At 67.1% G+C, this 13,911-nt stretch carries 13 protein-coding genes; 4 read left to right on the top strand and 9 right to left on the bottom strand.

The genetic code is table 11. The annotated features are described in order from the left end of the window. Positions 1-82: 82 nt before the first annotated feature. Both ccmA and ACFE7D_RS02005 read left to right on the top strand, forming a co-directional pair. Complete coding sequence (gene ccmA / locus ACFE7D_RS02010) at positions 83-664, top strand: heme ABC exporter ATP-binding protein CcmA (protein ID WP_375393772.1); 582 nt, start codon at positions 83-85, stop codon at positions 662-664. Beyond that, complete coding sequence (locus ACFE7D_RS02005; RefSeq protein WP_375393753.1) at positions 661-1,305, top strand: heme exporter protein CcmB; 645 nt, start codon at positions 661-663, stop codon at positions 1,303-1,305. Before ccmA ends, ACFE7D_RS02005 begins: the two co-directional genes overlap by 4 nt. A gap of 141 nt (positions 1,306-1,446) precedes the next feature. On the opposite strand, the gene ACFE7D_RS02000 is transcribed toward ACFE7D_RS02005, so the two are convergent. Genes ACFE7D_RS02000 through ACFE7D_RS01965 form a run of 8 tightly spaced genes read right to left on the bottom strand, consistent with a single transcriptional unit; the run spans position 1,447 to position 7,284 of the window. Then, positions 1,447-2,325, bottom strand: a complete 879-nt coding sequence (locus ACFE7D_RS02000; protein ID WP_375393752.1) for a class I SAM-dependent methyltransferase — start codon at positions 2,323-2,325, stop codon at positions 1,447-1,449. Further along, positions 2,322-3,716, bottom strand: coding sequence for a threonine synthase (thrC, locus tag ACFE7D_RS01995; RefSeq protein ID WP_375393751.1), 1,395 nt, complete (start codon positions 3,714-3,716; stop codon positions 2,322-2,324). The genes ACFE7D_RS02000 and thrC overlap by 4 nt, the downstream gene beginning before the upstream one ends. Positions 3,717-3,727: 11 nt before the next feature. Continuing rightward, positions 3,728-4,342, bottom strand: a complete 615-nt coding sequence (locus tag ACFE7D_RS01990) for an SURF1 family cytochrome oxidase biogenesis protein (protein WP_375393750.1) — start codon at positions 4,340-4,342, stop codon at positions 3,728-3,730. Then, positions 4,339-4,719, bottom strand: coding sequence for a DUF983 domain-containing protein (locus ACFE7D_RS01985; protein WP_375393749.1), 381 nt, complete (start codon positions 4,717-4,719; stop codon positions 4,339-4,341). Before ACFE7D_RS01985 ends, ACFE7D_RS01990 begins: the two co-directional genes overlap by 4 nt. A 22-nt stretch (positions 4,720-4,741) precedes the next feature. Beyond that, complete coding sequence (locus tag ACFE7D_RS01980) at positions 4,742-5,668, bottom strand: cytochrome c oxidase subunit 3 (RefSeq protein ID WP_375393748.1); 927 nt, start codon at positions 5,666-5,668, stop codon at positions 4,742-4,744. Between the two features lie 34 nt (positions 5,669-5,702). Next, the gene (locus ACFE7D_RS01975; RefSeq protein ID WP_375393747.1) at positions 5,703-6,257 is read right to left on the bottom strand and encodes a cytochrome c oxidase assembly protein; all 555 of its coding nucleotides are present in this window, start codon (positions 6,255-6,257) and stop codon (positions 5,703-5,705) included. Further along, positions 6,254-6,388 carry a hypothetical protein gene (locus ACFE7D_RS01970; RefSeq protein WP_375393746.1) on the bottom strand — a complete coding sequence of 45 codons (135 nt, stop codon included), beginning with the start codon at positions 6,386-6,388 and terminating at the stop codon, positions 6,254-6,256. Before ACFE7D_RS01970 ends, ACFE7D_RS01975 begins: the two co-directional genes overlap by 4 nt. Beyond that, positions 6,385-7,284 carry a heme o synthase gene (locus tag ACFE7D_RS01965; RefSeq protein WP_375393745.1) on the bottom strand — a complete coding sequence of 300 codons (900 nt, stop codon included), beginning with the start codon at positions 7,282-7,284 and terminating at the stop codon, positions 6,385-6,387. The genes ACFE7D_RS01970 and ACFE7D_RS01965 overlap by 4 nt, the downstream gene beginning before the upstream one ends. Positions 7,285-7,467: 183 nt before the next feature. On the opposite strand from ACFE7D_RS01965, the gene ACFE7D_RS01960 reads away from it, so the two are divergent. Together ACFE7D_RS01960 and ACFE7D_RS01955 are read left to right on the top strand one after the other, a co-directional pair. Beyond that, positions 7,468-9,885 (top strand): TonB-dependent receptor domain-containing protein, encoded by a 2,418-nt coding sequence (locus ACFE7D_RS01960; RefSeq protein ID WP_375393744.1) that lies wholly within the window; start codon positions 7,468-7,470, stop codon positions 9,883-9,885. Positions 9,886-10,010: 125 nt separating this feature from the next. Then, on the top strand, positions 10,011-11,882 hold the full coding sequence (locus ACFE7D_RS01955; protein ID WP_375393743.1) for a potassium transporter Kup: 1,872 nt from the start codon (positions 10,011-10,013) through the stop codon (positions 11,880-11,882). Between the two features lie 93 nt (positions 11,883-11,975). On the opposite strand, the gene ACFE7D_RS01950 is transcribed toward ACFE7D_RS01955, so the two are convergent. Next, positions 11,976-13,883 (bottom strand): CocE/NonD family hydrolase, encoded by a 1,908-nt coding sequence (locus tag ACFE7D_RS01950; protein WP_375393742.1) that lies wholly within the window; start codon positions 13,881-13,883, stop codon positions 11,976-11,978. Positions 13,884-13,911: the final 28 nt, after the last annotated feature.

Here is a 13,911-nt window from a genome sequence, read left to right as displayed (position 1 = left end):
GCGTGCTTCCTTGCCGGTACGGTCGCGACCGGCCTATGGCGGAGCGCATGAGCGGGCAAGGGGCGATCGGCGAGGCGAAGGCGTGACCGCGTTGCTGTCGTTCGACCAGGTCGCAGGCATCCGGCGCGGCGAGACGCTGTTCGAGGACATGTCCTTCGCGCTGTCGCCCGGCAAGGCGCTGCTCGTCACCGGTCCCAATGGTGCAGGAAAATCCACGCTGATCCGGATCGCGGCGGGGCTGCTCAGGCCAGGCGCGGGGCGGGTCGTCCGGCGGGGGCGCACCGCGCTGCTCGCCGAGACCGCCGCTCTGGACGCGGGGCGCAGCGTTGCGGAGGCGTTGGTCTTCTGGGCGCGGCTCGGCGGTCGCGCGCATCACGTCGCCGCGGCGCTCGACGAACTGGGGTTGACCGCGCTCGGCGATGTGCCGGTGCGGATGTTGTCGACCGGCCAGCGCCGCCGGGTGGCGATGGCGCGCGTGGTGGCCAGCGCCGCGCCGCTGTGGCTGCTGGACGAGCCCGCCAACGGGCTCGACGCGGCGGCGGCGGCGCTGCTGGAGGCGCTGATCGCGCGGCACCGTGCAGGGGGCGGCGCGGTGGTCGTCGCGACGCATCTGCCGGTCGCGCTGCCGGACGCGGTGCCGTTGATGCTGGGGGCGGCGGCATGATCGCGATCGTTCTGCGCGACGTTCGCCAGGCCTATGCTGGTGGCGGCACGACGCTGGTCGTTGCGTTCTTCCTGCTGGTGACGATCCTGTTCCCGTTCGCGATCGGGCCCGACACCGTGTTGCTGGCGCGAATTGGCGGCGGGGTGATCTGGGCGGCGGCGCTGCTCGCCGCGCTGATCCCGGTCGAGCGGCTGGTCGCGCCGGATCTGGAGAGCGGTGTACTCGATCAGTTCGCGGTGCGCGGGGTGTCGATGGCGGCGGTGGCGGCGGCGAAGATCGTCGCGCACTGGCTCGCCTTCGCGCCGCCGCTGATGCTGGCGGCGGTGGTCGCGGGTGGATTGCTCGGCCTGCCGCTGCGGACGCTGGGTCTGGTCGAGGCGGGGCTGGCGATCGGCACCCCGGGGCTGGCCGCGCTGGCGGTCGCGACGGGGGCGCTGGTCGCCGGCCTGCGCGGGGGCAGCGCGGTGGCGGGGCTGGTGATGCTGCCGCTGGCGGTGCCGTTGCTAATCTTCGGGGCTGGGGCGAGCGCCGATATCGTCGGGGGCGCGGGGGCGCTGAAGCTGCTGGCGGCGGTCAGCTTGCTCCTGCTGGCGGGAGCGCCGTTCGTGGCGGGCGCGGCGATGCGGGCGGGGATGGAGTGACTTCTAATTCCTCCCCGTTCACGGGGAGGGGGACCATCCGCAGGATGGTGGAGGGGGCGTGCGGCGAGCGATACCCTTGCGGCGAACCCCCTCCACCACGCCCTGCGGGCGCGGTCCCCCTCCCCGTAAACGGGGGAGGAATTATGCGTTCGACCATCGCGCCCAGATCGCGGTCGGCAACACCAGCCCGCGCGCTTCCTCGCGCACGCCGAGTTCGCCGCATTCCACCTTGCCGGGCAGGTCAGCGAACGCCTGGGCGACCAGTTCGCCGATCGCCAGCGCCGACATCCGCACCGCATACACCGTCAGGAACAGGTAGCGCGATTTCTCGTCGAGCAGTTTCCGGCAATCGGCGATCAGGCGCGGGAGGTCCTCTTCCAGCCGCCACAATTCACCATCCGGCCCACGGCCATATTTGGGCGGATCGAGCAGGATGCCGTCATAGCGCCGCCCGCGTCGTACTTCGCGCGCGGCGAACTTCACCGCATCGTCGACCAGCCACCGCACCGGCGCATCCGCCATGCCCGACAGCGTCGCGTTGACCCGCGCAGCGGCGACCGATTTCTTCGACGCGTCGACATGCACCATCTTTGCGCCCTGTACTGTCAGCGCCAGCGTCCCGACACCGGTATAGCCGAACAGGTTGAGGCATTCCGGCGTCTCGATCCCCGCCAGCCGCTCGCGCATCCAGGTCCAGACGGGGGCCATGTCGGGGAAGAAGGCGAGGTGGCGGAACGGCGTCGCCTGTGCGTTGAACGTGACGTCGTCCCATTTCAGCGTCCAGCCGTCCGCCGGGACTGGCTCGGCATATTGCCAGCGGCCGCCGCCATCCTCGTCCGCGCCGGGAATGAACTCGCCAGCCGCGCGCCAGTCGGGCCTGGCGGGGGCCCACAAGGCCTGCGTCTCGGGGCGGATGAAGCGGAAGCGGCCATAGCGTTCGAGCTTGCGGCCGTCGCCAGAGTCGATGAGGCCGTAATCCGCCCAGGGATCGCCCACCAGCGCCTGCAACGACGGGCTCACGCCCGGGCCACCGCCCGTTCGGCGACATACGCGCCGACCGCCTCGACCGTGCCGGGCAGCGACGCGAACCGCTCCTCGCGGTCGAACAGGTCGCCGACGCGGGCCGGCAACGTGGGACGAATGCCCGTTGCGCGTTCCACGGCGTCGCCGAACTTCGCCGGGTGCGCGGTGGCCAGCGTCACCACCGGCGTGCCGGGTGCCATCCGCCGCGCCGCCGCCAGCGCGACCCCGGTATGCGGATCGATCACCTGCCCCGCCGCGTCATGGGCCCAGCGCATCGCCATGGTCATGTCGTCCGCGTCGATCCGCTCGGCCGCGAATAGCGGTGCAGCGCCCGCGACCTGCGCATTGGTCAGCCGCATTGCGCGCGTCGATTCGAACTGGCGCATCTGCGTCGCGGTCGCCACTCCGTCGCGGCCGCCGAGATCGAACAGCAGCCGTTCGAAATTGGACGAGACCTGGATGTCCATCGACGGCGTGGCGGTGGGGACGGTGACCCCGCGCGAATAATCGCCGCTGGCCAGCGCGCGCGCGACGATGTCGTTGACGTTGGTCGCGACGATCAGTTTCGCGACCGGCAACCCCATCTTCGCCGCGACATAGCCGGCGAACACGTCACCGAAATTGCCCGTCGGCACCGCATAGGCCACCGCGCGGTCGGGCGCGCCCAGGCGGACCCCGGCATAGAAATAATAGACCACCTGCGCCATCAGCCGCGCCCAGTTGATCGAATTGACGGCCGATAATTGGAACCGTCCGGCGAAGGCGGCATCGTTGAACAGCGCCTTCACGATGGCTTGCGCGGTGTCGAAATCGCCACGAATCGCGATGTTGTGGACGTTGGGCGACAGGACCGTCGTCATCTGCCGCCGCTGCACGTCGGATACCCGGCCCGCGGGGTGGAGCATGAAGACGTCGATCCCCCCGCGCCCCGCCACTGCGTCGATCGCCGCGGAACCCGTATCGCCGCTGGTCGCGCCGATGATCGTCAGGTGATCATTGGTGCCGGTCAGGAACCGTTCGAAGAGCAGCCCGAGCAATTGCAGCGCGACGTCCTTGAACGCCAGTGTGGGCCCGTGGAACAGTTCGAGCAGCCAGCGGTCGTGATCGAGCTGCACCAGCGGCGTCACGGCGGGATGGCTGAACCGGCCATAGGCGGCGTCGCACAGCGCACGCAACTCGCCGGGGTCCAGTGCGTCGCCGATGAAGGGCTGCATGACGATCGCCGCGGTCTCGGCATAGGACAGGCCCGCCAGACCGGCGATGGCGTCGCGGTCGAGCGTCGGCCAGGCTTCGGGTACGTACAGCCCGCCGTCGCTTGCGAGCCCGGCGAGCGTCGCCTCCCTGAACCCCAGGACGGGGGCGGTGCCGCGGGTACTGATATAGCGCATCGGCGCGCGGCTTAGCGGGGCGGTGGGGGCGCGACAAGCGGGGTGGCCAATCGCCGCCGCACCGCGAGCAGGTAGATCACGCTCGCGATGCCGGCGAAGAAGAACCACTGCACGCCGTAGGACAGATGATTGTTCGGCACCGATTCCGGATGGGGTGGCGCATTCGCGGCGAGGCCCGGCGGCGGAGCGCTGGCGACCAGCATCATCGCCTGCGGCCGACGATCGAACAGCGTGCCGATCAGCGACCGGCCATCGGGGGTATGGCTGACATAGCCGGCGACGGTACCGCCCGGCCAGGCGACGTGTTCGTTCGGGTCGCGCGTGGTGCCCAACTGCACCGTCAGGCCGCCCCGGCATCGTGCGATCAGGCGGAACCCGAAGGCGCCGGCACCGCGCGGTTCGATTGATACCGGCGCGCGGCAATCCGCGATGGCGCGGCGGAACAGCAGCCTGTCGTCGGGCGCGATCGGGAACGCGATGACCGGCCTGGCGGGATTGGCGCGAAGTTCGGCTATGAACGCCTCCTTCTGCGGCAGCCGGTCGATCAGCTGCCACAGCCCCAGCGCGATCATTAGCGCGACGCACAAGGCCACGACGATCGTCGGCAGGACAGGCAGCCGCCTCAATCGACCAGCCCGTCGCGCCGCGCGTTGCGATATTCGATCGTGATCAGCGCGCCCTTGGCGACCCGCAGCGATAGCACCACGCCCGCGGTGGTGATCGGGATCCATAGCAGGACATGCACCCACCAGGGCGGATGGACCGTCACCTCCAGTACCACCGCGGCGGCGACGACGATCGTGCCGAGGATCAGCGTCAGGAACGCCGCTGGGCCGTCGCCGACGTTGAACGCGCCGATATCGAGCCCGCAGACCGTGCAACGCTCGGCGAATTTCAGCCAGCCGCGGAACAGCGTCGGCGCGCCGCAGCGTGGGCATTGCCCTTTCAGCGCGACATCGACGATAGCGGGCAGTCCCGCCGGGGCGGGGGCCGGATCGCTCACCGGCGCACCCGCCCGGTCTTCCTCAACCCCCCGCGACCGGTGCGCCCCAGCCGCCCCAGACATAGACGGTGACGAAGAGGAACAGCCAGACGACATCGACGAAATGCCAGTACCAGGCCGCCGCCTCGAAGCCGAAATGCTGCTTGGGCGTGAATTCGCCCTTATAGGCGCGGATGAGGCAGACGATCAGGAAGATCGTGCCGATCATGACGTGGAAGCCGTGGAAGCCCGTCGCCATGAAGAAGGATGCGCCGTAGTTCAGGCCCTTGAACGGGAACGGCGCGTCCGAATATTCATAGGCCTGGATCGAACTGAACAACAGGCCAAGCACGATCGTCAGCCACAGGCCCTTCAACACCGAATCGCGATTACCGACCCCGATCAGGCCCCAGGGCCCCGTCTTCTCCCCGCCCCGCTGACCGTGGATCAGTGCGTGGTGGGCCCACGTCACCGTCGTACCGCTCAACAACAGGATCAACGTGTTGAGCAAGGGAAACTGGAACGGGTTGATGACGACCAGCCCCCTGGGCGGCCACTGCGCGACGATCGCCGCTGCGCCCTCGGTCGCGCGCGTCACCTGGCCGTCGGCGAAGGTCATCGCGGTCGGGAACAGCGAGAAGTCGAAGAACGCCCAGAACCAGGCGACGAAGAACATCACCTCCGAGGCGATGAACAGGATCATGCCGTAGCGGAAATGGAGCTGCACGACGGGCGTATGGTCACCGTGATGCGCCTCGGCGACGACCTGCGCCCACCACGAATACATCGTGAACAGTACGCCGGCGAGACCGATGAAGAACACCCAGCCGGTGCCGTTGGGATGACCGACATGCCCGGTATGCATCCAGGCGATCCCGCCCGCCGCCATGCAGAGCGCGGACATCGACCCGACGAGCGGCCAGATGCTGGGCGGAAGGATGTGATAGTCGTGGTTCTTGGCACCGGCCATGATCGGGTCCCCGTTTATACGCTTTGTCGGTGTACTAGCTCGCGACCTTGCCGGAATCCACCGGGTAAAACGTGTAGCTGAGCGTGATCGTCTGAACGTCGGCGACGTCCGGGTCCTTCAGGATCGCAGGATCGACGTAGAAGATCACCGGCATCCGCGCGGTCTCGCCGGGCTGGAGCGTCTGCTGGGTGAAGCAGAAACACTGGATCTTCTTGAAATATTTGCCGACCGCATCGGGCTGGACGTTGAAGGTTGCGGTGCCGGTGACGGGGGTCGACGCGTTGTTGGTCGCCAGGAAGAACGCCATGTCGCGTGCGCCGACATCGACCGTGTCGGACCGCGCCTCGGGCCGGAAATGCCATTTCAGGCTGGGCGCGACATTGGTGTCGAACGCGACCGTGATCTGGTGGCCGACCGCTCCGGGCGCGGCAAGCCCGCGGCCCGTCGTCCCGTTCAGCCCGGTCGCCTGGCAGAACAACCGATAAAGCGGGATGCTGGCCCAGGCGAGGCCGGTCATGAAGCACAAGGCCAGCACGGCGAACATCGCGGTCCGCGTCTTGCCGTCCATGCGGGCAATCGCGCGGTTCATTTCATGCCCTGCTGGATCTTCACGATCGATACCGCGAAGATGAGGACGACGAGCGCGCCGAGCAGCAGCGCGAGGACCAGCGATCGGCTGCGCTGCCGCCGACGGATCAGGTCGTGGTCGTCGGGGCTCATGCGACCCACCGATCGACGACCAGCGCGGCGAAGATCACGAAAAGATACGCAATCGAATATTTGAACAGGCGCTTCTCCGGTCGCATGAGATCGTCGGTCTGCGTCTTGCGGGTGGCGACGACGTACGCCAACCAGCCGAACCAGGCGGTCGTCGCCACCGCCACCGCGCCGTAGACGGGACCGGTCAGCCCCAGCGGCCAAGGCGCGATCACCGTCGCCGCCATCGGGATGGTGTACAACCCGATCTGGCGCCGCGTCATCCGCTCCCCTGCCACGACGGGCAGCATCGGGATGCCGGCATTGGCGTAATCGGTCTCGACGAACAGCGCGAGCGCCCAGAAATGGGGTGGCGTCCACAGGAAGACCATGGCGAACAGCAGGATCGGCAGCAGCGTCACGTCGCCCGTCGCCGCCGCCCAGCCGATCAGCGGCGGGAACGCGCCGGCCGCACCGCCGATGACGATGTTCTGTGGCGTCCGCGGCTTCAGCCAGGCGGTGTAGACCAGCACGTAGAACAGGATCGACATCGTCAGGATCGCGGCGGCGACGACATTCACCGCCAGCCCCATCAGGATGACCGAGAACGCACCCAGCCCGACCCCGAAATGCAGCGCCGATTGCCGGTCCATCCGGCCGGCGGGCAGGGGCCGCTTCATCGTCCGGCGCATGATCGCGTCGATGTCCGATTCATACCATTGGTTCAGCGCCCCCGCCGCCCCCGCGCCGAGCGCGATGCACAGGATCGCGGTGAAACCGATCACCGGGTTCACATGCCCCGGTGCCGCCAGCATCCCGCACAGCCCGGTGAAGACGACGAGCGACATCACCCTGGGCTTGGTCAGCGCCAGGAAATCGCGCCAGTCGGCGGGCGGCAGGAGGGGGGCGGCGATCGTCATGGCGTGACGGCGCTATAGGCCGCGCGGGGCGTCACGAAAAGCGATGGATTCAACCGGGTGGGCAAGCGCCGTAACCCGCGATTTCGACGGATGTCCGATAACTGTCACCGATACGACGCGCGGCCGTAACGCTGATCGGCAAAGGCACGCGCGACGCCGCAACGGCGCATCTTAGGGGTCATCATGAAGCTTTCCTGCCTTTTGGCCGGCACCGCGCTGTGCGCGGTTACCGCGCCCGCCGCCGCACAGGCCGCTACCGAGCAGGCCGCTACCGAGCAGGCCGCGACCGAACTGGCTGCTACCGATCGGGCCGCCAGCCCTGCGAACGCCACCGACACCGCGAACACGGACGACCAGAGCCGCGACATCGTCGTGCTCGGCTTCGGCCAGAGTCGCCAGGTGCAGAGCGTCACCGCGGCGGACATCGCGCGGCTGACCCCGGGGTCCTCGCCACTTAAGGCTATCTCGAAACTGCCAGGCGTCAATTTCCAGGCGGCGGATCCGTTCGGTGCCTATGAATGGGCGGTGCGCATTTCGCTGCGCGGGTTCAACCAGAACCAGCTCGGCTTCACGCTGGACGGCGTGCCGCTGGGCGACATGAGCTATGGCAACGTCAACGGGCTCCACATCAGCCGCGCGATCATCTCCGAAAACGTCGCGCGGACCGAGGTGGCGCAGGGCGCGGGCGCGCTGGGGACGCCATCGACCAGCAATCTGGGCGGTACGATCCAGTTCTTCAGCGACCGCCCGCATGACCATGTCGGCCTGACCGCGTCGGGCACCTATGGCGCGGATTCGACCTACCGCGCCTATATTCGCGCGGACACCGGCGACATCACCGGCAACGGACTGAAGGCGTATCTCAGCTACGCCTATCTCACGACCGACAAATGGAAGGGCGACGGGCCGCAGCGCCAGCATCAGGCGAACGTCAAGGTCGAACAGGATCTCGGCAGCCAAGGGACGATCAGCGCGTTCTTCAACTATTCGGCACGGCGCGAGACCGACTATCAGGATCTGACGCTCGATTTGTTCAACCGCCTGGGCACGAACGCGGCGTACCGGGTGGACAATATCCGCCCGAACTACGCGCTCGCGCAGCAATTGGCGACCGCCTACCAGAAGGGCACCGCCTTTCCTCAGCCGTACCGGAATGTCGACGACGTCTATTACGATGCCGGCGGCCTGCGGGACGATTATCTGGGCGGCGTCAATCTCGATGCGCATCTGACGTCCGCGCTGTCGCTGACGATGACGGGCTATTATCACGGCAACAAAGGGCAGGGATCCTGGTTTACTCCCTATGTCGCGACTCCGGCGGGCGCGCCGGACCAGAACGGAACGCCGATCGCGAACCCGGCGTCGCTGTCGTTCCGCACCACCGAATATGCCATCCACCGCGGCGGCGTCGTCAGCGCGCTCGATTATGTCACGGGCGCGAACACGGTGGAGATCGGCGGCTGGTACGAAAGCAACAGCTTCGACCAGGCGCGGCGCTATTACGGTCTTGCGGCGAACGCGCCAAACCGAAGCGCGCTCGATTTCCAGAGCAACCCGTTCTTCACCCAGTATCAGGGCACCTACGACACCGATACCGCGCAATATCACGTGTCGGATACGCTGAAGCTGCTGAACGACACGCTGGTGCTGAACGGCGGATGGAAGGGCGTGCAGGTCATCAACCGCGGCATTGTCCAGGTCGGAACACTCGCCAGCGGGCGGATCAGCGCAACCGATTGGTTCCAGCCGCAGGTCGGCCTGGTCTATCATGTCGCGCCGTCTACCGAGCTCTTCGGCGATTACACCGAAAACATGCGGGCTTTCGTTTCAGCCCTGACCGCGGGTCCCTTCTCCACGACCCAGGCCGGGTTCAACGCACTGGTCGGCAAGCTGAAGCCCGAAACGTCGAAGACCTATGAAGGCGGCGTCCGTTTCCATGAAGGGCCGTTCCAGGCCTCCGCGGTCGGCTATTATATCGACTTCCGCAATCGGCTGGCGGCGTTCGCCAACGGTTCGGGCATCGCGGGCAACCCTGCCATCCTGAACAATGTCGGCGGCGTCCATGCCTATGGAACTGAAATCTCGGCCAATTATCGGCTGTTTCATTCGGTGTCGCTGTTCGCCAATTATTCGTACAACCACTCCGCCTACCAGAACAACGTCCTGAACGGCGACGGCAGCGTCTATGCCTATACGCAAGGCAAGTTCGTGGTCGATGCGCCCGAGCATATGGCCAAGGGTGAAGTCGTCTATGACGACGGCCATGTCTTCGGTCGCGTCGGCGGCGACTATATGTCGCGCCGGTATTTCTCCTATGAGAACGATCTCGTCACCTCCGGGCGGTTCGTCGCCGACGCCAGCGCGGGCTATCGCTTCACCGGCGACGGCGCGCTCGAGAACCTGACGGTCGAGGTCAACGTCACCAACCTGACCGACAAGAAATATATCGGCACGGTCAACACCAACAACGTCCAGGTCCGCGGCTATACCGACACACCCAATTCGGGCCGGGTCAACGGCATCGGGTTCGATGCCGACAACCCCAATTTCATGGTCGGCGCGCCGCGTCAGTGGTTCGTCACGCTGAAAAAGGGGTTCTGACCTGCGCCCGTCTGCTCGCGCCGCGCCGCTGATTTCAATCATTATGATCTGAACCGCCGGACCGCTCTCGCGTTGAAGGGCGTGGGAAAGGGGTGCGGGTGGAAGCGAAACGACCACGGAGCAGCATGCGGCAGACGTTCGAACGGTCGGCCGCGGGGGCGGGGCTGGCCGCGCTCGGTGTCGTTTACGGCGATATCGGCACGAGCCCGCTCTACGCGTTCAAGGTCGCGGTGCAGGCCGCGGGCGGTACGCCGGGAACCGCGGCGATCGGGATCGCATCGCTCATCATCTGGTCCCTGATCTTCGTCGTCTCGCTGAAATACGCGGTATTGATCCTGCGTGCGGACAATCACGGCGAAGGCGGGGTCGTCGCGATGCTGGCGATGCTCGGCGCGCGCGATGCTAAACCGCGGACACGGCAGGCGGCGTTGCTGGTGCTCGGGCTGATCGGTGCGGCATTGCTCTACGGCGACGGCGCGATCACGCCCGCGATCTCGGTCCTGAGCGCGGTGGAGGGGTTGAAGGTCGATGCCCCCGCTCTGGGTCCGGTCGTCCTGCCGATCACCGTCGCGATCCTGATCGGGCTGTTCTTCGTACAGGCGCGGGGCACCGGGTTCATCGGCCGGATCTTCGGCCCGGTCATGCTGGTGTGGTTCGCGGCGGTCGCGGCATTGGGCGTGGCGGCGATAGCGCGGCATCCGGCGGCGCTCGACGCGCTCGATCCGCTGCACGCGATCGGCTTCGTCGCGCGGACGCCGATCGGTGTCACCTTCGCGGTGCTGGGGGCGGTGTTCCTGGCGGTGACGGGGGGCGAGGCGATGTATGCGGACATGGGTCATTTCGGGCGCTTCCCGATCCGCCTCGCCTGGTTCGCCATCGCGCTGCCCGCGCTGGTGCTCAACTATCTGGGGCAGGCGGCGCTGGTGTCGGTCGATCCGGGCGCGCTCGCCAACCCCTTTTACGGCCTCGCCCCCGGCTGGCTGCATTATCCGCTGGTGCTGTTCGCGACGCTGGCGACGGTCATCGCCAGCCAGGCGATCATCTCGGGCGTGTTCTCGCTGTCGCAACAGGCGATCCAGCTTGGGTTCCTGCCGCGGCTGTCGATCCGGCATACCGCGGCGGATCAGGAGGGGCAGGTCTATCTGCCGCTGGCCAACTGGCTGCTCGCGACCGCGACGCTGGCCGCGGTGCTGATCTTCCGTTCGTCGGACGCGCTGGCGGGGGCGTACGGAATCGCGGTGTCGGGACTGATGGCGATATCCACCTTCCTCGCCGCGCTGATCGCGCTTCGCTGGGGCTATAATCCGTGGCTGGTCGTCGCGGTCAATGGCGGGTTCTTCGCGCTCGACCTCCTGTTCTTCTCGGCGAACGCGGTGAAGCTGCTGGAGGGCGGCTGGTTCCCGTTGCTGATCGCCGGGGTCATCGCGTTTCTCATGCTGACATGGCGCACGGGGGTACGCCTGGTCGAGAAAGCGCGAATGCATCTGCGCGAGGAGGAGGGGGCCTTCATCGGCGCGCTGACCGAAGGCGGCAAATGCCAGCGGACCGACGGCATCGGTGCCTTTCTCAGCGCGTCGGTGGACGGCGTGCCGCTGTCGCTGTCGCATCATGTCCGCCACAACCGCGCGCTGCAGAAGCGGATCGTGCTGATATCGGTGCAGACGGTAGAAAAGCCGTTCGTCGGCGACGACGACCGCGCGGTGGTTCGCCATCTGGCGGACGGGATCGACCGCGTGATCCTGCATTTCGGTTTCATGGAGGAACTGGCGATCCCGGACGGGCTGGCGCGCGCCGGGCTGTTCGGCGCGGACGAGATGGAGCAGATCAGCTATTATATCGGGCGCGAGACGGTGATCGTCGATCGCAAGATCGCCGGCATGGCCCCGTGGCGCGAGGCGCTGTTCGTATCGATGCAGCGCAACACCGCGCCGACGGGCAGCTCGTTCTGCATCCCGTCGAGCCAGCTGGTCGAGATCGGGACCGAGGTTCGGATTTAGGCGATCCTCGTGCTCCTGCGAACGCAGGAGCCCAGAGTTCCGACCGCGCCGCCTGTAATCCTGGGGTTCCTGCTTTCGCAGCAACACGAGGCCCTACGGCATCGCCACCACGGGCAGCCATACCCGGCTCGGATTGGCACCGCCGGTATCCACCGACACCGTCGCCTTCCGGTAATCGCTCGCCTTCGCCAGAAAGATGTTCGGCACGAAGGTCTGTGGGTTGCGGTCGTAGAGCGGGAAGAGGCTCGACTGGACCTGCACCATGATCCGGTGGCCGGGCTGGAAGACGTGGTTCACCGTTGGCAGGCGGAACTTGTATTCCTGGACGCGGCCCGCGGGGATCGCGGTCGGGTGCGCGAAACTGTCGCGGTACCGGCCGCGGAAGATGTCGAGGCTGATGGGGAGTTCGTATCCGCCCATCTTCGGGTCGGCGGGGTTCTCGTCGGGTAGCACGTCGATCACCTTCACGACGAAATCGCCGTCGGTGCCGGTGGTGCGTGCGAACAGGTCGGCGATCGGTACGCCCGACACCTTCACCGGGGCCGTCAGCACCGGCGTTTCATAGGTCAGCACGTCGGTGCGCCCGTCGACCCCGCGCTGGTCGCTGACCAGCCAGTCGCCCCAGCGGCCGTCGCCGAAATTCACCGGCCGCGGCAGGTGCGGGACGGGCTTGGCGGGATCGGACACGTAACTGTCGCTGCCCGCCGCGGCCTTGCCGAACCCGAGCCCGCCCCCGGGCGCGAGGTACAGCGGCGTCAGCGGTGCCGTGCAGCCGGACTGGCAGGCGGATGGCCAGGAGGCGAACCGGTCCCAGTGGTTCTCGCCGGTGTTGTAGATCGTCGCCGACGGCAGACTGACCGCCGGGCCGTCCGCCAGATACTGCGCGAACAGCGGCATCACCATGTCGTCGCGGTACTGCGCCGCGGTGTCGCCGTTCCATTTGAACGCACCGAGTTCGTAGCCGACGCGGTTGATCTGGCTGTGCCGCCACGGCCCCATCACGAGGTGGTTGTTCCCCGTTTTGCCGACAGCTTTCAGCGCCTCCCAGCTATGGATCGATCCGTACATGTCCTCCTGGTCCCAAAGCCCCTGTTCCCAGATCGTCGGAATATCGGACGGGTTCTGCGCGATCAGCGTGTCGAGCGCCTGACCCTGCCAGAAACCGTCATAGGCGGGATGCGACACCATCCGCTGCCAATAGGGGAGGTGGTCGTAACCCGACTTCTTCGCCCAGTCGCCCGCCGATCCGGTGCGGAAATTGTCGTAGTCGTCCCAGCCGCCTGACGGCGGGGCCTTCCCCGCGCCCTTGTACCCGGTCTGTCCGCCCAGCCAGCCGATATTGGTCAGCCGGAACGCGCCGTAATGGAACCAGTCGTCGCCCATCCAGCCATCGACCATCGGGCTTTCGGGCGCGGCGACCTTCAGCGCCGGGTGCGGGTGGAGCAGCGCCATGACGACGGTGAAGCCCTCGTACGACGACCCGATCATCCCGACCCGGCCGTTTGATTGCGGCAGGTTCGCCTTGTTCACCAGCCAGTCGATCGTGTCGTAGGCGTCGGTGGTATGATCGACCTTGGTCTGGTTCAGCGGACCGATGACGGGACGGGTCACGACATAATCGCCCTCTGACCCGTATTTGCCGCGAACGTCCTGATAGACGCGGATCCACCCCGCCTTCACGAAATCCTCGTCCGACAGTGGCAGCATCGACAGCATGCTCGGGCTGTCGATCCGGTTCGCGCGTGCCTTCGCATTGTAGGGCGTGCGCGTCAGGACGATCGGCGCGTTCGTGGCGGTCTTCGGGATCACGATGACGGTGTAGAGCTTCACCCCGTCGCGCATCGGGATCATGACCTCGCGCTTGATGTAGTCCGCGGCGGGGACGGGGGGCACGAACTTGGCCGGGATGTCGCCCCCGGTGGCCGTCTGCTGCGCGGGTGCCGCGGCCGCGACGCACAGAGCGGCGATCGTGGAAAGCGTGGCCGATATGGTGAGGCGCATGTAAAATTCCCCTTCGATCCCTGGTCGA

Source organism: uncultured Sphingomonas sp., assembly GCF_964244235.1.
In the GTDB taxonomy this organism is placed as follows: domain Bacteria; phylum Pseudomonadota; class Alphaproteobacteria; order Sphingomonadales; family Sphingomonadaceae; genus Sphingomonas.
Note: the sequence above shows the minus strand (reverse complement) of the source record. Positions and strands in the feature narration are given on the sequence as shown.

Excerpts from the sequence above, each read along its gene's own strand:
- ACFE7D_RS02005 (WP_375393753.1), top strand. The coding sequence starts at position 661 with ATGATCGCGATCGTTCTGCGCGACGTTCGCCAGGCCTATGCTGGTGGC.
- thrC (WP_375393751.1), bottom strand. The coding sequence starts at position 3,716 with ATGCGCTATATCAGTACCCGCGGCACCGCCCCCGTCCTGGGGTTCAGG.
- ACFE7D_RS01980 (WP_375393748.1), bottom strand. The coding sequence starts at position 5,668 with ATGGCCGGTGCCAAGAACCACGACTATCACATCCTTCCGCCCAGCATC.
- ACFE7D_RS01975 (WP_375393747.1), bottom strand. The coding sequence starts at position 6,257 with ATGAACCGCGCGATTGCCCGCATGGACGGCAAGACGCGGACCGCGATG.
- ACFE7D_RS01970 (WP_375393746.1), bottom strand. The coding sequence starts at position 6,388 with ATGAGCCCCGACGACCACGACCTGATCCGTCGGCGGCAGCGCAGCCGA.
- ACFE7D_RS01965 (WP_375393745.1), bottom strand. The coding sequence starts at position 7,284 with ATGACGATCGCCGCCCCCCTCCTGCCGCCCGCCGACTGGCGCGATTTC.
- ACFE7D_RS01960 (WP_375393744.1), top strand. The coding sequence starts at position 7,468 with ATGAAGCTTTCCTGCCTTTTGGCCGGCACCGCGCTGTGCGCGGTTACC.
- ACFE7D_RS01955 (WP_375393743.1), top strand. The coding sequence starts at position 10,011 with ATGCGGCAGACGTTCGAACGGTCGGCCGCGGGGGCGGGGCTGGCCGCG.
- ACFE7D_RS01950 (WP_375393742.1), bottom strand. The coding sequence starts at position 13,883 with ATGCGCCTCACCATATCGGCCACGCTTTCCACGATCGCCGCTCTGTGC.